Source organism: Arhodomonas sp. KWT2 (genome assembly GCF_041949875.1).
Classification (GTDB): Bacteria; Pseudomonadota; Gammaproteobacteria; order Nitrococcales; family Nitrococcaceae; genus Arhodomonas; species Arhodomonas aquaeolei.
In genome coordinates this window covers 116281-139482 of sequence record NZ_JBHFPQ010000039.1, presented here as the reverse complement: position 1 = coordinate 139482, position 23202 = coordinate 116281, and the positions used below count along the sequence as shown (strand labels likewise).

The 23202-nt window shown below is 72.0% G+C and carries 24 protein-coding genes; 18 read left to right on the top strand and 6 right to left on the bottom strand.

Features of this window, described 5'->3' with window-relative positions; translation table 11 throughout:
* From holA to ACEZHJ_RS07455, 12 genes are all read left to right on the top strand, one after another.
* Complete coding sequence (gene holA, locus ACEZHJ_RS07510) at window positions 1–1047, top strand: DNA polymerase III subunit delta (RefSeq protein ID WP_018718626.1); 1047 nt, start codon at window positions 1–3, stop codon at window positions 1045–1047.
* 6 nt (window positions 1048–1053) lie between these two features.
* A complete protein-coding gene (locus ACEZHJ_RS07505; RefSeq protein WP_018718625.1) occupies window positions 1054–2337 on the top strand; it encodes a glutamate-5-semialdehyde dehydrogenase in 1284 nt (427 codons plus the stop codon).
* The gene (gene nadD, locus ACEZHJ_RS07500) at window positions 2334–2990 is read left to right on the top strand and encodes a nicotinate-nucleotide adenylyltransferase (protein WP_018718624.1); all 657 of its coding nucleotides are present in this window, start codon (window positions 2334–2336) and stop codon (window positions 2988–2990) included. Before ACEZHJ_RS07505 ends, nadD begins: the two co-directional genes overlap by 4 nt.
* A gap of 81 nt (window positions 2991–3071) precedes the next feature.
* Complete coding sequence (gene rsfS / locus ACEZHJ_RS07495) at window positions 3072–3446, top strand: ribosome silencing factor (protein ID WP_240466082.1); 375 nt, start codon at window positions 3072–3074, stop codon at window positions 3444–3446.
* A gap of 9 nt (window positions 3447–3455) precedes the next feature.
* Window positions 3456–3923, top strand: a complete 468-nt coding sequence (gene rlmH / locus ACEZHJ_RS07490) for a 23S rRNA (pseudouridine(1915)-N(3))-methyltransferase RlmH (protein ID WP_375036388.1) — start codon at window positions 3456–3458, stop codon at window positions 3921–3923.
* A 30-nt stretch (window positions 3924–3953) separates the two neighbouring features.
* Window positions 3954–4559 (top strand): nucleoside triphosphate pyrophosphatase, encoded by a 606-nt coding sequence (locus ACEZHJ_RS07485; RefSeq protein ID WP_018718621.1) that lies wholly within the window; start codon window positions 3954–3956, stop codon window positions 4557–4559.
* A gap of 14 nt (window positions 4560–4573) precedes the next feature.
* Window positions 4574–6028, top strand: coding sequence for a ribonuclease G (gene rng / locus ACEZHJ_RS07480; protein WP_018718620.1), 1455 nt, complete (start codon window positions 4574–4576; stop codon window positions 6026–6028).
* A 45-nt stretch (window positions 6029–6073) separates the two neighbouring features.
* The gene (locus tag ACEZHJ_RS07475; RefSeq protein WP_018718619.1) at window positions 6074–9832 is read left to right on the top strand and encodes a YhdP family protein; all 3759 of its coding nucleotides are present in this window, start codon (window positions 6074–6076) and stop codon (window positions 9830–9832) included.
* Window positions 9801–10637: a carbon-nitrogen hydrolase family protein gene (locus ACEZHJ_RS07470; protein ID WP_163138922.1), complete on the top strand. Its 837-nt coding sequence runs from the start codon at window positions 9801–9803 to the stop codon at window positions 10635–10637. Before ACEZHJ_RS07475 ends, ACEZHJ_RS07470 begins: the two co-directional genes overlap by 32 nt.
* A 59-nt stretch (window positions 10638–10696) precedes the next feature.
* The gene (gene tldD / locus ACEZHJ_RS07465; protein WP_375036387.1) at window positions 10697–12154 is read left to right on the top strand and encodes a metalloprotease TldD; all 1458 of its coding nucleotides are present in this window, start codon (window positions 10697–10699) and stop codon (window positions 12152–12154) included.
* Between the two features lie 13 nt (window positions 12155–12167).
* A complete protein-coding gene (gene pmbA / locus ACEZHJ_RS07460; RefSeq protein ID WP_018718616.1) occupies window positions 12168–13520 on the top strand; it encodes a metalloprotease PmbA in 1353 nt (450 codons plus the stop codon).
* Between the two features lie 134 nt (window positions 13521–13654).
* Window positions 13655–14005 (top strand): hypothetical protein, encoded by a 351-nt coding sequence (locus ACEZHJ_RS07455; protein WP_018718615.1) that lies wholly within the window; start codon window positions 13655–13657, stop codon window positions 14003–14005.
* A gap of 52 nt (window positions 14006–14057) precedes the next feature.
* Here ACEZHJ_RS07455 and ACEZHJ_RS07450 read toward each other — a convergent pair whose 3' ends face one another.
* The 3 genes from ACEZHJ_RS07450 to ACEZHJ_RS07440 are packed head-to-tail and all read right to left on the bottom strand — an operon-like array spanning window position 14058 to window position 15503.
* On the bottom strand, window positions 14058–14882 hold the full coding sequence (locus ACEZHJ_RS07450; RefSeq protein ID WP_018718614.1) for a peptidylprolyl isomerase: 825 nt from the start codon (window positions 14880–14882) through the stop codon (window positions 14058–14060).
* Between the two features lie 37 nt (window positions 14883–14919).
* Window positions 14920–15207, bottom strand: coding sequence for a BolA family protein (locus tag ACEZHJ_RS07445; protein WP_163138921.1), 288 nt, complete (start codon window positions 15205–15207; stop codon window positions 14920–14922).
* On the bottom strand, window positions 15204–15503 hold the full coding sequence (locus tag ACEZHJ_RS07440) for a YciI family protein (RefSeq protein ID WP_018718612.1): 300 nt from the start codon (window positions 15501–15503) through the stop codon (window positions 15204–15206). Before ACEZHJ_RS07440 ends, ACEZHJ_RS07445 begins: the two co-directional genes overlap by 4 nt.
* A gap of 128 nt (window positions 15504–15631) precedes the next feature.
* On the opposite strand from ACEZHJ_RS07440, the gene ACEZHJ_RS07435 reads away from it, so the two are divergent.
* From ACEZHJ_RS07435 to ACEZHJ_RS07410, 6 genes are all read left to right on the top strand, one after another.
* A complete protein-coding gene (locus ACEZHJ_RS07435; RefSeq protein ID WP_018718611.1) occupies window positions 15632–16258 on the top strand; it encodes an L-threonylcarbamoyladenylate synthase in 627 nt (208 codons plus the stop codon).
* Between the two features lie 103 nt (window positions 16259–16361).
* Window positions 16362–17555, top strand: coding sequence for a tryptophan--tRNA ligase (locus ACEZHJ_RS07430; RefSeq protein ID WP_018718610.1), 1194 nt, complete (start codon window positions 16362–16364; stop codon window positions 17553–17555).
* A 16-nt stretch (window positions 17556–17571) separates the two neighbouring features.
* Window positions 17572–18411 (top strand): segregation and condensation protein A, encoded by an 840-nt coding sequence (locus ACEZHJ_RS07425; RefSeq protein WP_375036386.1) that lies wholly within the window; start codon window positions 17572–17574, stop codon window positions 18409–18411.
* On the top strand, window positions 18404–18994 hold the full coding sequence (gene scpB / locus ACEZHJ_RS07420; RefSeq protein ID WP_163138919.1) for an SMC-Scp complex subunit ScpB: 591 nt from the start codon (window positions 18404–18406) through the stop codon (window positions 18992–18994). Before ACEZHJ_RS07425 ends, scpB begins: the two co-directional genes overlap by 8 nt.
* Window positions 18991–19818 (top strand): 23S rRNA pseudouridine(2605) synthase RluB, encoded by an 828-nt coding sequence (gene rluB / locus ACEZHJ_RS07415; RefSeq protein ID WP_018718607.1) that lies wholly within the window; start codon window positions 18991–18993, stop codon window positions 19816–19818. The genes scpB and rluB overlap by 4 nt, the downstream gene beginning before the upstream one ends.
* Window position 19819: 1 nt before the next feature.
* Window positions 19820–20473, top strand: coding sequence for an endonuclease III domain-containing protein (locus tag ACEZHJ_RS07410; RefSeq protein WP_026321138.1), 654 nt, complete (start codon window positions 19820–19822; stop codon window positions 20471–20473).
* A gap of 10 nt (window positions 20474–20483) precedes the next feature.
* Here the strand turns inward: ACEZHJ_RS07410 and ACEZHJ_RS07405 are convergent, their stop codons facing one another.
* From ACEZHJ_RS07405 to ACEZHJ_RS07395, 3 genes are all read right to left on the bottom strand, one after another.
* Window positions 20484–20942: a hypothetical protein gene (locus ACEZHJ_RS07405; protein ID WP_018718605.1), complete on the bottom strand. Its 459-nt coding sequence runs from the start codon at window positions 20940–20942 to the stop codon at window positions 20484–20486.
* A 154-nt stretch (window positions 20943–21096) separates the two neighbouring features.
* Window positions 21097–21879, bottom strand: a complete 783-nt coding sequence (locus ACEZHJ_RS07400; protein WP_259202183.1) for an SDR family NAD(P)-dependent oxidoreductase — start codon at window positions 21877–21879, stop codon at window positions 21097–21099.
* A complete protein-coding gene (locus ACEZHJ_RS07395) occupies window positions 21876–22751 on the bottom strand; it encodes a squalene/phytoene synthase family protein (RefSeq protein WP_018718603.1) in 876 nt (291 codons plus the stop codon). Before ACEZHJ_RS07395 ends, ACEZHJ_RS07400 begins: the two co-directional genes overlap by 4 nt.
* Window positions 22752–23202 lie beyond the last annotated feature (451 nt).

Sequence of the window (23202 nt, the reverse complement as noted above, 5' to 3'; positions counted from 1 at the left end):
ATGGCCGAGCTGCGCCCGGAGCAGCTCCCCCGCCAGCTGAGCGCCGGGCTCGCGCCGGTGTACCTGCTCACCGGCGACGAGCCCCTGCTCGTCGAGGAATCCCTGTCGCAGATCCGCGAGGCCGCCCGCGCGGCCGGCTTCGACGAGCGCGAGGTGCTCCAGGTCGAGGCCGGTTTCGACTGGGGGCGTCTGCGCGAGGCCGCCCGCAGCCTGTCGCTGTTCAGCAGCCGCCGGCTGGTGGAGCTGCGCTGCCCGGACGGCAAGGTCGGCCGTGACGGCGGTGCCGCACTCAAGGAGTATGCCGGCGATCCGCCGGCGGATACGCTGCTGGTCGTGGCGGCCGCCGGCATCGACGCGCGCCAGCGCAGCAGCGCCTGGGTGAAGGCCCTCGCCGGTGCCGGGGTCCACGTGCATGCGTGGCCGGTCGCCGCCGGCCAGCTTCCCGGCTGGCTCGCCCGGCGGCTGCGTGCCCGGGGCCTGGAGGCGGACGAGGAGGCGCTGGCGCTGCTCGCCGAGCGGGCCGAGGGCAATCTCCTCGCCGCCGCGCAGGAGGTGGACAAGCTTTCGCTGCTCTACGACGGCGGGCGCATCGGTGCCGCCGAGGTGCGGGAGGCGGTGGGCGACAGCGCCCGCTTCGTCACCTTCGACCTGCCGCGGGCGGTGGCCGCCGGCGACCTCGCCCGGGTGTGGCGGATCACCGACGGCCTGCGCGAGGAGGATGACGAGCCGGTGCTGGTGCTCGGCGTGCTCGCGCGGATGCTGCGCGTGCTGCTGGAGCTGCGTGCCGCGCATGCCAGCCGCCGGGAGTCGCCGGACGCCGTGTTCCGGCGTCACCGCATCCGCAAGGCGGAACAGCGTCCCCTCTGGCAGCTCGCCGGGGCGGTGCCCGCCTCGCGCTGGCAGGCGCTGCTGGTGGACGCCGCGCGGGTCGACCGGGTGATCAAGGGCGCGGCCCGGGGCCGGCCGTGGGACGAACTGTTACACTTGGCCAGCGAGATGACACGATTGGCCGCCGGTGCGGGTCGCGCCGGTGCCCGGAGCGGATGACCAGCGATGAGTGCAAGCGCGGAGCGAACGGATCTCGACATCGATGCGTACATGACCGGCCTTGGCCGGGCGGCCCGCGAGGCCGGCCGGGCGCTCGCCCGGGTGGAGCCGGGGCCGCGCAACCACGCCCTGCAGGCGACCGCGGACGCCATCGAGGCCGCGGCCCCGCAGCTGCGCGCCGAGAACGCGAAGGACCTGGAGGCGGGCCGGACGGCGGGCCTGGACGCCGCACTCCTGGACCGGCTGGAGCTCACCGACGCGCGCATCGCGGACATGGCCGCCGGCCTGCGCCACATCGCGGCGCTGCCGGACCCGGTAGGCGCGATGCGCGAGGTCAACAGCATGCCCTCCGGGATCCGGGTGGGTAAGATGCGCGTGCCCCTCGGCGTGGTCGGCATCATCTACGAGTCGCGCCCCAACGTGACCGCCGACGCCGCCGGCCTGTGCCTGAAGTCCGGCAACGCCGTGATTCTCCGCGGCGGCTCCGAGGCGATCCACTCCAACCGGGCCATCGCCGCGTGCATCGGCGAGGGGCTTGCCGCCGCCGGGCTGCCCGAGACCGCGGTGCAGGTGGTGACCACCACCGACCGCGCCGCCGTGGGCGCGCTCATCACCATGGACGAGTACGTCGACGTGCTCGTGCCGCGGGGCGGCAAGGGGCTGATCGCGCGCATCATGCGCGACGCCACGGTGCCAATGATCAAGCACCTGGACGGCGTCTGCCACGTATACGTGGACGAGCATGCCGACCTCGCCAAGGCCGACCGCGTCGCCTTTAACGCCAAGACCCAGCGCTACGGCACCTGCAACACCATGGAGACCCTGCTGGTCCACCAGGCCGTCGCCGGTACGCTGCTGCCGGGGCTGGCTGCGCGTTTCGGCGAGGCCGGCGTGGAACTGCGCGGCTGCGAGCGTGCCCGCGCCGCGGTCCCCGCGATGGCCGGGGCAACCGAGCAGGACTGGGCCACGGAATACCTCGCGCCGGTGCTCGCCGTGCGCGTCGTCGACGACCTGGATGCCGCCATCGAGCACATCGAGCGCTACGGCTCCCACCACACCGACGCCATCGTTACCGAGCACTGGAGCCACGCCCAGCGCTTCCTCCGCGAGGTGGACTCGGCATCGGTGATGGTCAACGCCTCGACCCGTTTCGCCGACGGCGGCGAGTACGGGCTCGGCGCAGAGATCGGCATCAGTACCGATAAGCTCCATGCCCGCGGACCGGTGGGGCTGGAGGGGCTTACGACGGAGAAGTACGTGGTCTTCGGCGACGGTCACATCCGCGAATGATCCCGGGCCGCGCGCCCCTGGGCATCCTCGGGGGGACCTTCGACCCGGTGCATTACGGCCACCTGCGGCCGGCGGTGGAGCTGCTCGAGGCGCTCAACCTCGCCGAGCTGCGCCTGGTGCCCGGACGCATCCCGCCCCACCGCCCGCCGCCGCGGGTCTCCCCGCACCGGCGCCTGGAGGTGCTCACCGAGGCGGTGCGGGCGATGCCGGGGCTGCGCGTGGACGACCGCGAGCTCCACCGCGGTGGTCCGTCCTACACCGTGGACACCCTGCGCACCCTGCGCGAGGAGATCGGCGAGCGTCCCCTGTGCTTCGCGCTGGGCAGCGATGCCTTCCTCGGGCTGCCGCGCTGGTACCGCTGGGAGGCGCTCACCGACTACGCTCACCTGGTGGTGATGGAGCGCCCCGGTCACCCGACGCGGCTCGGGGGCGGGTTCGGCGAGTGGGCGATGGCGCGCCGCGCGGATTCGGCATCGGCGCTGCGCGACGCCCCCGCGGGGCGGATCCTGTTCATGCCAGTCACCCAGCTCGACATCTCCGCGACCGGCGTGCGCCGGCTGCTCGCCTGCGGCGAGTCCGCGCGCTGTCTGATGCCCGAGCCCGCATGGCGGCTGATCGCCGAGAACGGCTGGTATGGTTATCCCCAGGTCTAGTGCCTCTTCCGGGGCACCGAGGGGTGCGTGGCGCGTGAGGCGCGATGCACCGTTTCCGCAACGATGAGCAACGAGAAGGCCATGTCCAATCAGACGATGGAACCCGAGGCGGTCCGCGACCTGGTCGTGGATGCGGCGGAGGACATGAAGGCGGAGGATGTCCGCGTGTTAGACGTGCGCGGGCGCACCGCGATCACGGACTTCATGGTCTTCGCCAGCGGCTCCTCCCGCCGCCACCTCAAGAGCATCGCCGACCGCGTGGTCGAACGCGCCCGCGAGGCGGGCCACGATCCCCTGGGCCGGGAGGGCGATGAGACCTCGGGCTGGATCCTGGTCGATCTCGGCGAGGCCGTGGTGCACGTCATGCTTGCCGACGTGCGTGACTTCTACCGCCTGGAGAACATCTGGGCGGTGGACGACGCGGACGAGGCCGACGGCGCCGGCCAGGGCGAGTGACGGCGCGGCATGAGGCTGCGCATCGCCGCCGTGGGCCAGCGCATGCCCGGCTGGGTGGCGACGGGGGTGGAGGAGTTCACCCGGCGCATGCCCCGGGAGCTGCCGCTGGAGATCGTCGAGATCCCCGCGAGCCGCGCCCGGCGGGGCGGCGACACGGCCCGCGCCACCGCGGAGGAGGGCGAACGCCTGCTCGCCGCGGCGAAGGGGGCGCGCATCGTCGCCCTGGACGAGGGCGGGCGGTCGCTGACCACCGCGGCGCTGGCGACGTACCTGGACGAATGGCGGATGGACGGCGACGACGTCGCCTTCCTGATCGGCGGCGCGGACGGGCTCGCGCGCGAGTGCCGGCAGCGTGCCGGGCTGGTGTGGTCGCTTTCGGCGCTGACCTTCCCCCACATGCTGGTGCGGGTGATCCTGGCAGAGCAGCTCTACCGCGCCTGGACGGTTCTCAGCAATCATCCCTATCATCGAGACTGAACCCGCGCGCACAACCCGAGAGGACTGGGTATGGACCCGCAGGCTGATGTAGACATCTATCTCGCGTCGCAATCCCCGCGCCGCCGCGAGCTGCTCGAGCAGCTCGGCGTGCGGTTCGCGAGCGTCTCCCAGGACGCGGAGGAGACCCTGGAGCCCGGCGAGAGCCCGGAGGTCTTCGTCATCCGCCTGGCCCTGGAGAAGGCGCGCGCGGGACGGGCCAATGTCTCCGGTGACCGGCCCGTGCTCGGAGCCGACACCGTGGTGGTGCTCGACGGCGAGGTCTTCGGCAAGCCGCGGGACGAGGCCGAGGCGATGGACATGCTCGAACGCCTCTCCGGGCAGTGTCACCGGGTGCTCACCGGGGTCGCGCTGGTCGGCACCGATGAGGAGGCGACGCGGCTGTCCGTCACCCACGTGACCCTGCGCTCGATCGCCGACGACGAGCGCAACGCCTACTGGGCGAGCGGTGAGCCGGCGGATAAGGCCGGGGCCTATGCCATCCAGGGTCGGGGCGCGGTGTTCGTGGAGCACATCGACGGCAGCTACTCCGGGGTCATGGGGCTGCCGCTGTTCGAGACCGGCGATCTGCTCGGCGAGTTCGGGATCGACTACCTGGCCAACTGGCGCCGCCCGTGAGCCAGGAACTGCTCATGAACATCACCCCGCGGGAGACGCGGGTGGCGCTGGTGGAGAACGGTTCGCTCCAGGAGCTGCACATCGAGCGTGCCCGCAAGCGCGGGCTGGTGGGCAACATCTACAAGGGGGCGGTTTCCCGGGTGCTGCCGGGGATGCAGGCGGCGTTCATCGACGCCGGCCTGGAGCGCACCGCCTTCCTCCATGCCTCCGACATCGCCCATGCCGACGAGGCCCTGGCGGAGGCGCCGCGGGTGCCGGAGATCACCCGGCTGCTCAAGGAGCAGCAGTCCGTGCTCGTGCAGGTGATCAAGGACCCCATCGGCACCAAGGGCGCGCGGCTGACGACCCACATCACCGTGCCCTCGCGCTACATGGTGCTGCTGCCAGGCAACCCGACCGTGGGCATCTCCGCACGCATCGAGGACGACGGCGAGCGCGCCCGGCTGCGTGAGCTCGGCGAGCGTTTCGTCGCCGAGGGGGAGGGCGAGGACGTCGCCGGCGTCATCCTGCGCACCGCCGCGGAGGGTGTGGACGAGGCCGACCTCGCCCGGGATCTCGACTTCCTGCGCCGGCTGTGGCGCTCGATCCGCCTGCGCGCCGCCGCCGCCCAGCCCGGCTCGCTGGTGCATGCCGATCTGCCGCTGGTGCTGCGCGCGCTGCGTGATCTGCTCGTCGACCAGGTCGACCGGGTGCGAATCGATTCACGGGAGAACTACGACAAGGTCGTCGGTTTTGCGCGCCAGTTCCTTCCCGAAATTGCCCCGTATATCGAATACTATCCGGGCGAGCGGCCGATCTTCGATCTCTACAGCATCGAGGACGAGATCCAGAAGGCGCTGGACCGGCGGGTGAATCTCAAGTCCGGTGGTTACCTTATCATCGACCAGACCGAGGCGATGACCACCATCGACGTGAACACCGGCGGCTACGTGGGCCACCGCACCCTCGAGGAGACGATCTTCAAGACCAACCTCGAGGCGGCCCAGGCCATCGCGCGCCAGCTGCGGCTGCGCAATCTCGGCGGTATCATCATCATCGACTTCATCGACATGGAGGAGTCGGAGCACCGCCGCCAGGTGCTGCGCGCGCTGGAGAAGGCGCTGGAGCGCGACCACGCCAAGAGCCAGATCAGCGGGGTCTCCGCGCTCGGACTCGTGGAGATGACGCGCAAGCGCACCCGCGAGTCGCTGGAGCACCTGCTCTGCCAGCCGTGCACCACCTGCGGCGGGCGGGGGACGCTGCGCACACCGGAGACGGTGTGCTACGAGATCGCGCGCGAGATCATGCGCGAGGCGCGGCAGTTCGACGCCCAGCGCCTGCTGGTGCTCGCCGCCCAGGAGGTGGTGGATCTCATGCTCGACGAGGAGAGCGACAGCTTCGCCGAGCTGGAGGAATTCGTGGGCAAGCCCATCGAGTTCCAGGCCGAACCGCTCTATACCCAGGAGCAGTTCGACGTCGTCCTCATGTAGTGCGCGCCCCCGGGCGCGCCGTTGCCCCGGGAGGGAGCCGCCCGCGTGCCGACCACGCCGCCACGCCGTCTGACGGGAATCGTCCTCTACACCCTCGCCCTGGTCCTCGGCCTCGTCGCGCTCGCGGGGGTGGGGGCGCGTCTTGCCGTCAGCCATGTCGACCGCTACCAGGACACGCTGACCCGCCTCGCCGGCGAGGCCCTCGGCCGTGAGGTCGAGGTCGGGCGCGTCAGCGGCCGCATGAACGGCTGGCGCCCGGAGCTGCGCTTCACCGACGTGCGCATCGGCGGCGGTGACACCCGGCTGGAGCTGCCGGCGGTGACGGTCGACATCGACCCGTGGCGCTCGCTGACCGAAGGGGCGCTGCGTGCCTCCCGCATCACTGCCGAGGGGAGCGCGCTAACGCTGGTTCAGCAGCCCGGCGGCGGGCTCGCGCCGGCGGAATCCGCGTCGCTGCCACTGGCGGCGCTGCCGTCGCGGATCGCACTGCGCGACGGGGTCGTGCGCCTGATCGGCCGCGGCGGGTTGCGCAATGTCGTCCTCACCGGGGTCAGTGCCGACCTGGTGCGCGATGACGGTGAGCTGCGCGTCGCCGCCGAGGGCCAGGCCCCGGGCATCGTCGAGGGAGACGTCCGCATCGCTTACCAGGGTGCCGCGGATGGTGGCCAGGGCGTGGCCTACGTGCGTGCCCGGGCCGCGCGCCTGTCGCGGCTTGCCGGCTGGCTGCCGCCGGCGGTGCGTCCCGAGGGGCTTAGTGGCCGGGTGGACCTGGAGCTGTGGTCATGGCGCGAGGAGGGCCGGATCAGCGACGTCCGTGCCCGCCTGCGCGCCAGTGACATGACCCTGCACGGCGTTGCCGTGCAGCGCCTCACCGGCCAGGCGCGCTGGCAGCCTGCCGGGGACGGTTGGCGCGTGGACCTGTGGGACTGGCGTTGGCGTCACGACGACACCGACGGGGTCATGGCGGTGGCGGCCCTGGCGCGCGATCCCGGGGAATGGCGGCTGGGCGTGCCGCGACTGGCGGTCGGCCCCCTGCGCACCCTGATGCTCTCAGTGCCGGGGCTGCCCGGGCGGTTGTCAGAGGTGCTGGAGTCCCTCTCCGGGGAAGGTGCGGTCACCGACCTGCGTGCCTCGCTCTCCGGGACGGACTGGCGCGTCAGCGCCAACCTGAAGGACGCCGGCCTGACCGCCAACGGACGCTGGCCGGGTATCGGCGGGATCAGCGGGCGGTTCGTGGCCGCCGACCAGGGCGGACGCTTCCAGCTCCGGACCGGCACTGGCACCCTGAGGCTGCCGGCGTTCTTCCGTGAGCCGCTGCCCCTGGACGCCGCCCGCGTCAGCGGCGAGTGGCGCCACCGCGAGGACGGCCTGTGGCGTATCCACGTCCCCGAGCTGGCGTGGGAGTCGCCGGACGGGACGATCACCGGCGGCGCAGCCTTGTGGCTTGGCATGGAGAACGGCCCCTTCCTCGACCTGAGCGCCAGCCTGCGCGACGGCGTGGTCTCGCGGGTCTCCCACTACATCCCGGCGCGGGTGATGAAGGACGACAAGCTCGTCGCCTGGCTGGACCAGGCCTTTGTCGACGGGCGCGTGCCCAGCGGCGATCTGCGCCTGTACGGCCCGCTCCGGGCGATGCCCTTCCGCGACGGCGAGGGGCTGTTCCGGGTGCGCGTCCACGGCGAGGGCGTGCGCTTCAGTTTCCACCCCGAGTGGCCGGCGATCGGCGACGGTGTCGCCGACCTGCGCTTCCTCAACGACCGCATGACCGTCACCGCCGAGGCGGGGACCTACCAGGGCACGCACCTCGTCTCCGGCGAGGCGCTCATCCCGCGCCTGGGCAAGCACGCCCAGCTGCAGCTCTCGCTGGAGAGCCGCGGCCCGGCGGAGGACATGCTGGACTTCCTCCGCGACTCGCCGGTGGGCGCGCACGCCCCGCCGCTGTTCGACGCCCTGCACGTCAGCGATGCGGCGGTGCCGCTGTCCCTGAAGCTGGACGTGCCCCTCGAGGAGGTGGAGCGGGGCGATGTCGACGGCCGCGTGGACCTGGACGGGGCGACGGTCACGCTCGATGGCGAGCCCTACCGGCTGACCGGCGTTGCCGGGCGTATTGCCTTCAGCGAGCGCGGCCTCGCCTGGGACGGGCTCACCGGGACCTTCGCCGGTGCCCCCTGGCGCAGCAGTGCGCAGACCCGCCTGGACAGTCGCGGCTCGCGCATCATGATCGACGCCGCAGGGCGTGCCGGGGTGGCCGAGCTGCTGCCGGGGATGCCGGCGCTCGCCGGGCGGACGGAGGGTGAGGCGGACTGGCGCCTGAGCCTCGACGCCCCCGGTTTCCCGCCCCACGGCCGCGACGGGGACATGCACGTGAGCGTACGCTCGGATCTGCGCGGCATGGCCGTGGATCTGCCCGGTGGCTTCGGCAAGGCCGCGGACGGGGCCCTGGCCCTGCGTGCCGAGGCGGCGGCCGGCCGGAATGGCCTCGCCGGTCCGGTCTCCGTCGTCTGGGGCGATCGCGCGGCGTTGCGCCTGGCGCTGGACGGCACCGACGTGACCACCGCCGCCATTGCCCTCGGTGGTGGCGACGTGCCGGCCCTGCCGGAGGCCGGCACGCGTATCACCGGCAGCCTGGACACCCTCGCTCCGGGCGGCCTGGCCGGTGCGGCACCGGCCGGGGTCCAGGCCCTGCCGTCGCCGCTGACGGTCTCGCTGCGCGTCGCCCATCTGCACCTGGACGGCTACCAGGCCCGCGACGTCGATCTATCCGCCCGCCCGGAGGACCGCGGCTGGCGGGTCGCGTTCAGCGGTCCGGACCTGCTGGGCGAGCTCCGCATCCCACCGACGGACGGGAGTGATCCGTTGTCCGTCAACCTCGAGCGCGCCCGCCTGTCTCCTGTCGACAGCGGAGGAGAGGGCGGTGGCGGGCCGCGGGAGACGGTCGAGCGGTTGCCGGCGGCGCAGGTGCGCGTCGGTGATCTCACCGTGGGTGACTACCGCTTCGGCCGCGTCGAGCTCGACCTGGCGCCCCCCGGGGCGGGGAACCGGCTGCGCCGGCTGCATGTCGAAAATCCGGTAATGGAGGCGACCGTGACCGGTGAGGGCGGGGCCGATGGGGTGCGCCTGAAGGTCCAGGTCCAGGCCAGCAATGCGGGCGCGGCGCTGGAGCGGCTCGGCTACCCCGGGGCGCTGGAGGGCGGTTCCGGGCGGCTGAATGCGACCCTGCGCTGGCCGGGCCGGCTTCTGGAGCCGGAGGTCGCCACGATGGATGGGCGCGTGGGCTTCGAGGTCAAGGATGCGGTGCTCCCCTCGGTGGAGCCCGGGGCGGGCCGGGTGCTCGGGCTGCTCAGTCTGCCGCTGCTGCCGCGGCGCCTGCTGCTCGACTTCTCGGACGTTACCGACGAGGGGCTCGCCGTCGACCGGGTGAAGGCGGCGCTGAACCTGAGCGATGGGGTGCTCACGCCGGAGCAGTTCTTCCTGGAGGGGCCGGCGGGGCGGATCGACATCGCCGGGCCGGTGAACCTGGTCACCCAGCGTCTCGACCAGACGGTGACGGTCACGCCCCGCGTCTCCTCCGCACTGCCGCTGATCGGCGGCCTGGCGGGTGGCCCGCCGGGGGCCGTTCTCCTCTTCCTCGCCCAGCGGGTGTTCGGTGACGACGTCGATCGGCTGAACCGCTACCGTTATCGGGTCACGGGGTCATTCGACGACCCGAAGACCGAGCCCCTGGAGATCGACAGGGGGAACCAGAGCAGGAGTACGCCCGGACGGGGGCTGAATGACGGTGAAAGCGCAAGTATCGCTCGTTGAGATGAACTCCGGTGACGATGTCGCCGCGAACCTGCACGCCGCCGCCGCGGCGGTTGCCGACGCCGCGGCGGCCGGGGCGCGGCTGGTGGTGCTGCCCGAGAATTTCGCCTTTCTCGGCGCCGACGCGCAGGCGAAGTTCGCCGTGGCCGAGGATGCCGGGGACGGCCCGATCCAGCGCTGGCTCGCCGACACCGCCGCGGCCAGCGGCGTGTGGCTGGTGGGGGGCACCATTCCCCTGCACGGCGACGACGGGGCGCGGGTACGCGCCGCCTGCCTGGTGTACGACGATACCGGGCACTGCCGGGCGCGCTACGACAAGATCCATCTCTTCGACGTGGACCTCGGTGCCGGCGAGGGGTATCGCGAGTCCGCGACCTTCGAGCCCGGCGACCGCCCGGCCTGGGTCGACACCCCGCTCGGTCGGCTGGGCCTGGCGGTCTGTTACGATGTCCGGTTTCCGGAACTCTTCCGGTGGCTGGCGGATGCCGGCTGCGAGCTGGTGGCGCTGCCCTCGGCCTTCACCGTACCCACGGGGCAGGCGCACTGGACGGTGCTGGTGCGCGCCCGCGCGATCGAGAACGGCATGTGGCTGCTCGCCCCCGGCCAGGTCGGCTCCCATCCCGGCGGCCGTCGGACCTGGGGCCACAGCCTGGTGGTCGATCCCTGGGGCGTGGTGCTCGCCGAGGGCGAGGGACCCGGGGCGGTGACCGCGGCGTTCGACCCGGACGCGGTGGCGGCCGCGCGCCGGCGTATCCCCGCCCTCGAGCACCGGCGTCCGGCAGCCTACGCGGCGCGGCGGTCCTGACCGCCCGCGCCGGGGAACGACAACGCCGGCCACGGGCCGGCGGTATGCGGAGGTAAGCGATGACGAGCGAAGTCATGGAGCGCAACCTGGGCCTCGCGCGCGAGTGCCTGCTCGCGCCCGCGGGCCTCGCCGAGTCCGATCTGGACCGGGTCTTCGGCCAGCTCATGGGCCCCGGCGTGGACGCCTCGGACCTGTACTTCCAGCAGCGCCGCCACGAGTCGTGGGTGCTGGAGGACGGCATCATCAAGGACGGCAGCCGCAACCTCGACCAGGGCGTGGGTGTGCGCGCCATCAGCGGCGAGCAGACCGGCTTCGCCTACTCCGACGAGATCGTCATGCCCGCACTGCTGGAGGCCTCGCGGGCGGCCCGCGCGATCGCCCGCAGCGGTGACAGCGGGCGGCTCCAGGCGTGGCAGGCGGCCAGCGGGCGCTCGCTCTACGAGCCCGTGAACCCGCTGGAGACCTTTACCTCGGACGAGAAGGTCGAGCTGCTGCGTAGCGTCGACGCCGAGGCCCGGCGTCAGGACCCACGGGTGGAGCAGGTCATCGTCAACCTCTCCGGGGTGCACGATGTGGTCCTGGTCGCCGGTTCGGACGGCCGGCTCGCCGCGGACGTGCGCCCGCTGGTGCGGCTCAACGTCAGCGTGATCGTCGCCGACGGCGAGCGCCGCGAGAGCGGCATGGCCGGCGGCGGCGGGCGCACCGGCTATGCCGTGTTCACCGAGCGCGACCAGGCCCTCGGCTATGCCCGCGAGGCGGTGCGGCTCGCGCTGCTCAAGCTCGACGCCGTGGAGGCGCCGGCGGGGACCATGCCGGTGGTGCTCGGTCCCGGCTGGCCCGGCGTGCTCCTCCACGAGGCGGTGGGGCACGGCCTGGAGGGGGACTTCAACCGCAAGGGCACCTCGGCCTTCGCCGGCCGCCGTGGCGAGCGCGTCGCCTCGCCGCTGTGCACCGTGGTGGACGACGGCACGATGCCGGGGCGGCGCGGCTCTCTGAACGTCGACGACGAGGGCAACCCCACCGGCTACAACGTCCTCATCGAGCGCGGCATCCTCAAGGGCTACATGCAGGACAGCCTCAACGCCCGGCTCATGGGCGAGGCGCCCACGGGCAACGGCCGGCGCGAGTCCTACGCCCATCTGCCGATGCCGCGGATGACCAACACCTACATGCTCGCCGGTCCCCACGACCCCGGCGAGATCGTCGCCTCCGTGGACCGCGGGCTCTACGCGGTGAACTTCGGCGGCGGCCAGGTGGACATCACCTCCGGCAAGTTCGTGTTCTCCGCGAGCGAGGCGTATCTCATCGAGAACGGCCGCGTCACCCGCCCGGTCAAGGGCGCGACGCTTATCGGCAACGGTCCCGACGTGCTCACCCGCGTGTCCATGGTCGGCAACGACCTGGCCCTGGACGGCGGTATCGGCACCTGCGGCAAGGACGGCCAGAGCGTGCCGGTGGGCGTGGGCCAGCCGACGCTCAAGGTGGACGCGCTCACCGTGGGCGGAACCCAGACCTGAAGGAGCCTCTTCCATGAGCAGTGAACGCGACTGCAACCGCGGTCTGCCCTCGGTGGCGGAGCTGAAGACACTGGTCGAGCGCGCCCTGGAGACGGCGCGCCAGCGCGGCGCGAGCGCCGCCGAGGTGGCCGCGAACGCCAGTCAGGGGCTGTCGGTCAAGGTGCGCCAGGGCGAGGTGGACACCCTGGAACACATGCGCGACCGCGGCCTTGCGGTGAGCGTGTACTTCGGTCAGCGCAAGGGCGAGGCGAGCTCCGCGGATTACAGCGCCGGCGCCATCGACGAGACCGTGGCCGCCGCCTGTGAGATCGCCCGCTATACCTCCGAGGACCCCTGCAGCGGCCTCGCCGATGCCGGTCTCCTGGCCCGGGACGTCCCGGACCTGGGGCTCCACCACCCCTGGGGCGTGAGCGCCGAGGCGGCCATCGAGCTCGCCCGCGAGACCGAGCGTGCGGCGCTCGATGTGGATTCGCGGCTGACCAATTCCGAGGGTGCGGAGGTCTCCGCCGGCGAGGGCGTGCGCGTCTACGGCAACAGCCACGGCTTCATCGGCGGTTACCCGGCCAGTCAGCACGCGATCAGCTGCGCGGTCCTCGGCCGCGAGGGCGACGCCATGCAGCGGGACTTCTGGTACACCGCGGCGCGTGCACCGGAGTGGCTGGAGTCGGCGGCCGAGGTCGGCCGCCAGGCAGGGCGCCGCACCGTGGCCCGGCTGGGGGCGCGGCGGCTGAGCACCCGCCAGGTGCCAGTGATCTTCGACCCGTCCACAGCGCGGGGGCTGATCGGCCATTTCGTCGGCGCGATCTCCGGCGGCAGCCTCTATCGCCGCGCCTCGTTCCTGGTGGACCACCTGGACCGTCAGGTCTTCCCCGCCGGCTTCTCGATCAGTGAGCGGCCGCATCTCCCGGGGGCGCTCGGCAGCACGCCGTTCGACGGCGAGGGCGTGGCGACCCGCGATCGCGAGCTGGTAGTGGACGGTGTGCTGCGCGGCTATGTGCTCTCCAGCTATAGCGCGCGCAAGCTCGGTATGGAGACCACCGGCAACGCCGGCGGCGTGCATAACCTCTGCGTCGCCCCCGGTGAGAAGGACCTGGACGAGCTCGTCGCCGACGTTGGCGAGGGACTGCTGGTCACTCAGCTCATGGGACAGGGCGTGAATACCGTCACCGGCGACTATTCCCGCGGCGCGAGCGGCTTCTGGATCGAGAACGGGCGGATCGCTTACCCGGTCGAGGAGATCACCATCGCCGGCAACCTCAAGGAGATGCTCCGCCACATCACCGCTGTGGGCCGGGATGTCGATACCCGGGGCAGCATTCGCACGGGTTCGCTGGTCGTCGAGGGCATGACCGTCGCCGGCGAGTAACGCGGGTCTTGTATCCGCACCGGTGCGGTGCCATGTTCTCGGTGGGCGCAACGCCGCCACCGGGCCGCTGTGGCGCTCTGACGCATGACAAGACCTCTGAGAAGATTAGTAGTAACGGCTGGATGAGGTGTCGAGTGAAGCTTCGCGATCTGCTGGAGAGCTGGGAGGAGTCCGCCAGCGAGCCGAGAACCCGCAACGCCTACTGCGTGCGGCTGCCCGTGCATGATGCCGCCAAGCTGGCGGCCCTGGAGGAGATGTACCCGGGGCGCTCCCAGGAGCAGATCATCACGGACCTGCTCTCCACCGCCCTGGACGAGATCGAGGCGGCCTTCCCCTACGTGCAGGGCGGCCGCGTGGTCGCCGAGGACGAGCAGGGCGATCCCATCTACGAGGATGCCGGTCTGACCCCGCGTTTCCAGACCCTGGCGCGCAAGCACCTGGAGCGGCTCGAGGCCGCGGCGGACGGCGAGCAGGGCCAGAGCTGACGAAAACGGCGGCCACCGGCTGCGCCGGTGACCGCCGTCGCGCGGGCGGCGGCTACTTCGAGCCGTTGCCGTCCTGCCTGGCCCAGTCCGCCTGGTAGTCGACCTCGGCGTCCTTGCGCCACTCGTCGAGGCGGCTGCGGATCTCCTGGCGGGCGAGCGTCTGCTTGATCTGGTCCCGCACCTCAGCGAGCTTCGGCGCCTTCGCCTGGCGGACGTCGCTCAGCCGGATGACGTGCCAGCCGAACTGCGTCTTCACCGGCTCACTGGTGTAGTTGCCCGGCTCCAGGGCCTGCACCGCCTTGCTGAAGGCCGGCACCATCTGGTTGGGCCCGAACCAGCCGAGATCGCCGCCGCGCTTGCCGGTCGGCCCGGTGGAGTACTCCTTGGCGAGGTCGGCGAAGTCGCCACCGTCGTCGAGCTTGCCGATGACCTCCTTGGCGGTTTTCTCGTCCTTCACCAGGATGTGGCTCGCCTTGTACTCCTTGCCCTTGGCCTTGTCGGCGTACTGCTTCTTGTACGCGGCCTTGATCGCGTCCTCGTCGATGTCCTCCTTGGCGATCCGCTCGATCAGCCCCCGCGCGAGGATCGCACGGCGGGTGTTGGCGAGCTCGGCCTGAACCGCCGGGTCGTCGCCGACGCCCCGCTCCGCGGCCTTCTGCGCGAGGATCTCGAGGTCCACCAGCTGCTGGAGGAAGGCCTGCTTGCGCCCTTCCGGAAGCTGGCCGCCCTGGCCACGGGTTCTCTGGTTGACGGCCTGGTCGAACTGGGTCTGCGTGAGCACGTCGCCGTTGACGCTCACGACCGGCTCGTCGGCCTGAACCCCGGACGCCGCGATGGCGAGGGCCAGGCCGAGGCCCGCAACGATTTGTCTTTTCATGCTCTCTCCCGGTTGCTGGGACTTTGATGTATGGGCGTCACCCGTCCTCCCCGGCCTCCGCCGGGGTGAGGGCGGTGATGCCCAGGGCGTGGATGACGTCATTGCGCATGGCGTCCCCCATGGCGGCGTAGACCATGCGGTGACGGGCGAGAGTTCCCCGGCCCTCGAAATCCGGGCTCACCACGTGCACGTGATAGTGACCGCCGCCGGCGCGGGCGCCGGCGTGGCCGGCGTGCAGGTGGCTGTCATCGCGCACGCCGATGCTCTCGACCTGGATCGCCGCGCGCAGCCGCTCCTCGATCATGCGCTGGCGCTCCGCGCTCACGGCAGCACCCGCTTGAACGGCTGCACGGTGACACCGCTGTACACGCCGGCGGCGACGTAGGGATCGTCGTCGGCCCAGCGCCGGGCGTCGTCCAGGGAGTCGAACTCCGCGATCACCACGCTGCCGGCGAAGCCCGCGGGCCCCGGATCCTCGCTGTCAATGGCGGGCATCGGCCCGGCGAGCAGCAGCCGGCCCTCGTCGCGCAGCGCCTCCAGCCGCGCGAGATGGTCGGGTCGCGCGCTGGCGCGGGCCGCCGTGCTGTCCTCGACATCGGTGCTGTAGATTACGTAGTACATGGCCGCCCTCCGCTCGGGGTGGAAATGCCCGGAACCATACCACATCGCCTGCCCGCGGCCGTGCCGTTACACTGCGGGGACCGGGCCCGTGCCCCGGGCCATGCCGGCAACGCTCACAAGGAGGCGCGATGAGCCAGTTCTTCCAGATCCACCCCGAGACCCCGCAGCCGCGCCTGGTGCGGCGCACCGTGGAGGTGCTGGGCCAGGGCGGCGTCATCGTCTATCCCACCGACTCCACCTACGCCCTGGCCTGCCGCATGGGCGAAAAGGATGCCGTGGACCGCATTCGCGAGATCCGCCGGCTCGGCGACGATCACAACTTCACCCTGGCGTGCCGAGACCTCTCCGACATTGGCGTGTACGCCCGGGTGGACAACAACACCTTCCGGCTGCTCAAGGCCCATACCCCCGGGCCTTTCACCTTTGTCCTGCCCGCGACCAGCGAGGTCCCGCGGCGGCTGCAGCACCCCAAACGCAAGACCATCGGCATCCGCGTGCCGGATCACCGCGTCGCCCAGGCCATCCTCACCGAGCTCGGTGAGCCGCTGATGTCGACCTCGCTGCTGCTGCCCGGCGAGGAGCTGCCGATGACCGACGCCGAACTCATCCGCGAGCGCCTCGGCAGCCGCGTGGACGTGGTGGTCGACGGCGGCCCCGGCGGCATGGAGCCGAGCACGGTGGTCGATCTCACCGGGCCGGCGCCGGAGGTGGTGCGCCGCGGCGCCGGCGACGCGAGCCTGTTCGAGGGCGGTTGAGCGCCGACGCTGCGTTCCCGCGCGGGCGCGGTTATCATGGTCGCCCCGACGCGACGGACCACGAGACAGAGGAGGCGGTTTGACTAGCCACGACGCGCAGCGGATGCGGGTGCTCTCGGGCATGCGCCCCACCGGTCGGCTTCACCTGGGGCACTACCACGGGGTGCTCAAGAACTGGGTGCAGCTCCAGCACGAGCACGAGTGCTTCTTCTTCATCGCCGACTGGCATGCGCTGACCACGGCCTACGACGAGCGCGAGATCATCGCCGAGAACGTCTGGGACATGGTCATCGACTGGCTCGCCTGCGGTGTGAACCCGTCGCTCGCCCACGTGTTCATCCAGTCGCGGGTAATCGAACACGCCGAGCTGCACCTGCTGCTGTCGATGATCGCGCCGCTGGGTTGGCTGGAACGGGTGCCGACGTACAAGGACCAGATCGCCAACCTCCGTGAAAAGGACCTGGCGACCTACGGCTTCCTCGGCTACCCGGTGCTGCAGAGCGCGGATATCCTCATTTACCGCGCCACCGCGGTGCCGGTGGGCGAGGACCAGGTCTCCCACGTGGAGCTCACCCGCGAGCTCGCGCGGCGTTTCAACTACATGTTCGGCCGCGAACCCGGCTTCGAGGAGAAGGCCGAGGCGGCGGTGCGCAAGATGGGCAAGCGCAACGCCAAGAAGTACAACGAGCTGCGCCGGCGCTACCAGGAGCACGGCGATATCGAGGCCCTGGAGCAGGCCCGGGCGCTGCTCGGCGAGCAGCAGAACATCACCTTCGGCGATCGCGAGCGGCTGTTCGGCTACCTCGAGGGCGGCGGGCGGACCATCCTGCCGGAGCCGGAGGCCTTCCTGACGCCTTCGCCGCGGATGCCCGGGCTGGACGGGCGCAAGATGTCCAAGTCCTACGGCAACGCGATCTCGCTGCGCGAGGAGCCGGACGAGGTGGACCGCAAGATGCGCACCATGCCCACCGATCCGGCGCGGGTGCGGCGCTCCGATCCCGGGGAGCCGACCAAGTGCCCGGTCTGGGACTTCCACAAGCTCTATTCCGACGAGCGTACCCAGGAGTGGGTCCTGGAGGGATGCCGCTCGGCGGGCATCGGCTGTCTGGAGTGCAAGTCGCGGGTGATCGACGCCGTGCAGGCGGAACTCGACCCCATCCGCGAGCGCGCCCGGGAGCTGGAGCAGGACCCGGAGCGGGTGCGCAGCATCGTCTCCGAGGGCTGCACCGAGGCCCGGGGCGTGGCGCGGGAGACCATGAAGGAGGTCCGCGGCGCCATGGGGCTGGACTACCGGTGACGGGGCACGGGCGCCGGTGAACGATTCCGAGGCGCTGCCGACGGCGGAGGAGGTCCTGGCCCATGTCCGGGGCGAGCCGGTCACCGAGTTGCCCCGGGACCTCTACATCCCGCCGGATGCCCTGGAGGTGTTCCTCGAGGCGTTCGAGGGGCCGCTGGACCTGCTGCTCTATCTCATCCGGCGCCAGAACCTGGACGTCCTGGACATCCCCATCGCCGAGATCACGCGGCAGTACATGCGCTACATCGAGCTGATGCGCGACATGCGCCTGGAACTGGCCGCGGAGTACCTGGTGATGGCCGCCATGCTCGCGGAGATCAAGTCGCGGATGCTCCTGCCGCGGCCGCCGGCGGCGGAGGACGAGGAGGCCGATCCCCGCGCCGAGCTGGTGCGCCGGCTCCAGGAGTACGAGCGCTACAAGCAGGCGGCGGAGGGCATCGACGCCCTGCCGCGGGTGGCCCGGGACATCTTCCCGGCCCATGCCCGGGCGCCGGATCGGCGGCGCACCCGGGCGGACCCGGAGGTGTCGCTGCGCGAGCTCCTCTCCGCCTTTGCCGGGGTGCTGGAGCGCGCGCGGCTGTACACCCATCACCAGGTCCGCGAGGAGGCGCTGTCGGTGCGCCAGCGCATGTCCGACACCCTGGCGCTGCTGTCCCGGGAGCGGTTCACGCCGTTCACGCAGCTGTTCACCCCGGAGGAGGGCCGGGACGGTGTGGTGGTGAGCTTCCTCGCCATCCTGGAGCTGCTCAAGGCCGGGCTGGTGGAGATCGTGCAGGCCGAGCCCTACGCGCCCATCCACCTGCGTGCCGGCGGCGGTGGGACCGCTGATGCCCCGGAGGACGACGACGATGAGTGAGCCCGAGCTGCGTCACATCCTCGAGGCCGCGCTGCTCGCCGCCAACGAGCCGCTGTCCGTGGAGCGTCTGCGGGGGCTGTTCGCCGACCATGAGATGCCCGCACCGGCGACGGTGCGAGAGGCCCTGACGGCGCTGGCGGCGGACTACGAGGGCCGGGGCATCGAGCTCTCGGAGGTCGCGAGCGGCTACCGGATCCAGGTGCGCGAGGACCTGGCGCCCTGGGTGTCGCGGCTGTGGGAGGAGCGCCCCGGGCGCTATTCCCGGGCGCTGCTGGAGACCCTCGCCATCATCGCCTACCGCCAGCCGATCTCGCGCGGCGAGATCGAGGAGATCCGCGGCGTGAGCGTGGCGAGCTCGATCATGCGCACCCTCCAGGACCGGGGCTGGGTGCGCGTCGTCGGGCACCGCGAGATGCCGGGGCGGCCGGCGGTGTTCGGCACGACCCGGGCTTTTCTGGATTACTTCAACCTCAAGGGGCTGGACGAGTTGCCGACGCTGATGGAGCTGCGCGACCCGGACGCCGAGCACCCGGAGCTGGACCTGCGGCTGCCGGAGGCCGGGGACGACGGGGAGACGACATGACCGACACCGCCGGGACCGAGAAACTGCAGAAGGTGCTCGCCCGCGCGGGCATGGGTTCGCGCCGGCAGATGGAGGCGCTGATTCGCGACGGCCGGGTCCGCGTGGACGGCCGTGCCGCGACCCTGGGCGACCGGGTCAGCCCGCACGCCCGGATCACGGTGGACGGCCGGCCGCTGGGCCGCACCGCGGTGGAGCCGCCGCCGCGGCAGGTGCTGATCTACCACAAGCCCGCCGGCGAGGTGACCACTCGCTCCGACCCCGAGGGCCGGCCGACGGTGTTCAAGCGGTTGCCGCAGCTGCGCCGGGGGCGGTGGGTGGTGGTGGGGCGCCTCGACGTGAACACCTCGGGGCTGCTGCTGTTCACCACCGACGGCGAGCTCGCCAACCGCCTGATGCATCCGCGCTATCGCCTGCCCCGGGACTACGCGGTCCGCGTGTTCGGCGGGGTGGGCGACGATGTCATCGCCCGGCTCACCGAGGGGGTGACCCTGGAGGACGGCCCGGCGCGATTCGAGTCCGTGGAGCCGCTGTCGCCGGAGGAGGCGGCCAACGAGTGGTTCCGGGTGCGCCTGCGCGAGGGGCGTCGCCGCGAGGTGCGCCGGCTCTGGGAGTCCCAGGGGCTGCAGGTCAGCCGCCTGATCCGCGTGCAGTTCGGACCGGTGGAGCTGCCGCCGCGGCTGCGCCAGGGACAGCACGCGACGCTCAAGCCCGGCGAGGTGCGTCAACTCTACGAGCTCGTCGGCCTGCCCGTGGCCGACACCGCGGAGCGGCGCCGGCCCCGTACCGGGCGTGGCGGCGGAGGGCGCCGCCAGGGACGGCGCTGACGTGCTCGCCGGGCTTTTCGAGCGGCTGGAGGCCACGTACGGCGATCTCGGCTGGTGGCCCGCACGCGATGCCTTCGAGGTGGCGGTGGGCGCGGTGCTCACCCAGAACACCGCCTGGCGTAACGTCGAAAGGGCCATGGCCGGGCTGACCGAGGCCGGGCTTCTGGACCCGGCCGCCATGGGCGATGCCCCCCACGAGACCCTGGCGGAGGCGATACGCCCGGCCGGCTACTTCAACGTGAAGACGCGGCGGCTTCAGGCCCTGTGCGCCGCCTGGCGGGCCGCCGGCGGCGCCGAGGGGCTGGCGGCGAGGGAGACGCCGTCATTGCGGGCGTATCTGCTGGACATCCACGGCGTCGGCCGGGAGACGGCGGACGACATCGTCCTCTATGCCTTTTACCGTCCGGTCTTCGTGGTGGACGCCTACACCTATCGCATCCTCGGGCGCTACGGCTGGCTCGACGACGAGCCGCCCTACGAGGGGCTGCGTGAGCGCCTGGAAACGACCCTGGCGGGCACGCCGCAGGCGTATCAGCACTACCATGCCTATCTGGTCGAGCTGGGCAAGGAGCACTGCCGGCCGCGGCCGCGCTGCGCGGAGTGCCCGGTGACGGACCTGTGCGGGAAGCGCGGTGTGGCGGCCGGGCAGGGGTGAGGCGTCGGTGTCAGCCCGGGGTGCCGGCGGTCCGCGGGGCCTCGCTGGTGCCGTTGTGGCGGACGCGGGCGACGCGGCCCTCCAGCGATGCCGGCATCGGCGGGGCCTCACCGACGAACACGACCAGCCGCTGGGTGTCGCCGGCGCCGTCCGCAATGGCGGTGAGGTCGTCGGCGACGGACTGGCGCCGGAGCGCCTCGTCGAAGCCCTCCAGGACGTAGATCCCGAAGTGGCGGCTCGCCCGGATGTAGGAGAGGACTTCCGAGGGGGTGCGGGTGCGGGGGATGAGGATATGCTCGATCCCCAGCCGGTAGAGTCCGGCGCCGGCGCGCCAGTGGTAGACCGCGCGGCCCGTGGTCAGCGTCAGGCGCTTGAACAGCGCCACGAGCCGGTCTCCGTCCGTGGTGTGGATGCTGGCCAGGCGGTAGCCGGACCCAATAATCCTCTCGACAGCGCGTGCTGCGTCCATGTCGTCGCGTCCATTGCCGTGGGTTGGGATTGTTCCGGGCGGGCTCACGTGGGTACGCCGAACCCCGCCCCCAATGTAATCCCGGCCACCATAGGCCCGATCGCCGTCCCCCGACTGTGAAGGGTGTCAATATTTTTCAAGCCAACGCGGGGGGTTACTCCTCCTCGTCGGCGGCGCTCATTGCGGTGAACCGCGCCGCCTGCTCCAGCGGGGTGGCCGGATCCAGCAGCTCGACGATGCCCGGGGCCACCGCCTCCGGCAGCGGGGTCGCGCCCTCGGTCTCCGCGGAGAAGGCGGTGCGCCGCAGCAGGGTGCGCACCGGCCCGGGGTCCACGCTTGCCAGGCGCAGCGGGGTGTCATCCGGCAGCTCCGCGGCATAGGTGTGCATGAGCCCTTCCAGCGCCCACTTGGAGACCCCGTAGGCCCCCATGAACGGAACGCCTTCACGGCCGGCCTCGTCGCTGATGAACAGCACCCGGCCGGCGGGGGACTCCAGCAGCAGCGGTGCGCAGTGGGCCAGGAGCAGGAATGTCGCGTTGACGTTGACGTGCAGGGTGCGCAGCCAGACCTGCGGGTCGTACTGGGTCAGCGGTGCGGGCTGGCCGATCTCCGCGGCGTTGAGGACCAGTGCGTCCAGACCGCCGAGGCCCTCGCGCAGACGCTCGGCGAGCTCCGCCAGATCGTCCGGGCCCACGCCGGCGAGCTCCATGGGGTAGATCGCGGGCTCCGGGCCGCCGGCGGCGACGATCTCGTCATAGACTGCCTCGGCGGCCTTCACCGTGCGCTCGAGCAGCACCACCGTGGCGCCGGAGGCCGCGGCTGCCAGCGCGGTGGCGCGGCCCAGGCCGTTGCCGGCGCCGGTGATCAGCACACGGTGGCCGGACAGTGCGGCGGGCCCGTCGGGGATCGGCAGCGGCTGGACGGGGAGGGCGGTCATTGTGTGTCTCCGTTGCTGTGTCGCCGGTGTGCGGCCCGCGCCCGACGGGCGTGCCGCCAGGCGTGCCAGAGCTTGCGCACGGGCGTGAGGTGGTGGCGTTGCTGAAGCACGGGCATGCCCTCGGCACGCAGGCGCTCCAGCAGGGTACGGTACAGCCGCGCGTGGACGGTCAGCGGCAGCAGGCGCCGCTGCTCCGCGTCGGGGACCGCGGCTAGGGCGTTGTCGAGAAAGTCCATGATCCGGGCGGCCTGCCCGTCGAGGAAGGCGCGCACGGGTTCGCTGTCGGGCTCGCGCAGCAGTTGCCCACGCTCCAGACCGGCCTGCGCCAGCTCGTCCTCCGGGAGGTGCAGCCGTCCGGCCTCCAGCTCCGGGCGCAGCCGGCGCAGGCCCCGGAGCAGGGGTAGGGCCATGCCCAGGTCGTGGGCGAGGGTCGCGGCGGTGTCCGGTGCAGCGCCGCACCCGGCGACCGCGAGCCGTACCGACCCGCCGCCGAGGCGGTGGCAGTAAACACTGAGCTCGCGGAAGCTCGGGTAGCCGCCGTACTCCAGATCCATGGCGACCCCGTCGAGCAGCGCCTCCAGATCGTCCCGCGGCAGGGCCCGGCGCGCATTCGCCGCGGCCAGTGCCTGGGCGGCCGGATGCTGGGCGCCGCCGTCGAGGGCGCGTCCCACCTCCTCGCGCCACCACGCGAGCTTGGCCGCAGCGACCCCGGGGTCGGAGACCTCGCGGGGGATGGCGGTGAGCTCGGCGTGCACGGCGTTGACCGCGAGCAGCGCCTCGCGGCTGTCCGCGTCGTCGGCGAACAGCAGCGCGTAGTGGAGGCTGGAGCCCGGCGGGGCGGCCTTGTCGCGGCAGTACTGCTGGGGCTGCATGGGTCCAAGGGCTGCGGCGTGGTGGCCGGGGAGTATACCGGGCCAGGCGGCCACGTAGCGAGGCACGGGTGTCGCTGCGTCCCGACTCCTCCCGGTCCAGTGCTTTTGAGTGCCCTCCCGGGGGCGGCCGGCGGCACCGGGAAACCCGGAGGCCCGTGCCGGGAGGCGTGTCTTGCAGTATGGCGGTCGCCGCGGGCAGCGGCGAGCACGGGCGATTGTCAGGCGATGGCGGACGTGCGACGGGGACGTGTGCATCGCGGGCGGGCGCCGTTGCGGGGGGGCATCGGGAAAGATAGAGTTTCGCGCTTGGCGCGCGTTCCTCTCCGGCAGCGTCGTTTCTACCCGCGACGATGGTTCTCAAAGGAGGAGATGCAGCCTGTCTTCGTGTTTTGCGTGCCGTCGTGAACAGGGCGGGGCGTCGGTTTATGGCCCGGTTATCGTTCGTCGACCT